The organism is Pedococcus sp. P1_H8 (assembly GCF_056405175.1).
In genome coordinates, this window is the sequence record NZ_JBFUCP010000053.1 from 1 (window position 1) to 636 (window position 636).

Here is a 636-nt window from a genome sequence, read left to right on the forward strand (position 1 = left end):
GGCCAGGCGTCGGTGACGCTGATGCCCGACGCGGTGGCCGCCGTGGCCTGGCTCGAGGCCGCGCACGGCCCGCTCGGCGACGCCGTGGTCGGGGTGTACCACCTCGGCTCCGCGGGCCTGGACGTCTCGCTGGTCCGCACCGGCGAAGACGCCGGGCTGCTGCGGCCGTCGACCTACACCACCCTGTTCGGCGGCGACAGCCTCGACCGCACCGTCGTCGAGCACGTGCTCTCCGTCGTCGCCGCCGATCTCGGGCCGGTCGACACCGCCGATCCGGCTACCCGTGCGCAACTGACGACGCTGCGCGAACGCTGCCGCGAGGCCCGGGAACAACTGTCGACGCAGGACACCGCTGCCGTGCCCGTCGAGGTCGCGGGCGTCCACACCAGCGTCACCCTGACGCGGACCGAACTGGACGAGATGCTCCGCGGCCAGGTCGCCGGGTCGCTGACGATGGTCGAGGAGAGCATCCGCGCCCACGAACTCGAACCCGCCGTCGTGCGGACGGTGCTGCTGACCGGTGGCGGTTCGGCCATGCCGCTGGTCGCCGAACTCGCCGCGCAGACCCTCGACCTGCCGACCGTCTCCGCACCGGAGCCCGGCCGGGCGGTCGCGCACGGCGCCGCGATCCTCGCC

Annotated in this window: 1 protein-coding gene; it reads left to right on the forward strand. The window is 74.4% G+C overall.

Annotation, left to right across the window (positions count from 1 at the left end):
- Window positions 1-636, forward strand: a 636-nt coding sequence (locus AC1DYG_RS18775; protein ID WP_477641386.1) for an Hsp70 family protein, incomplete at both ends; no start/stop codon positions are given.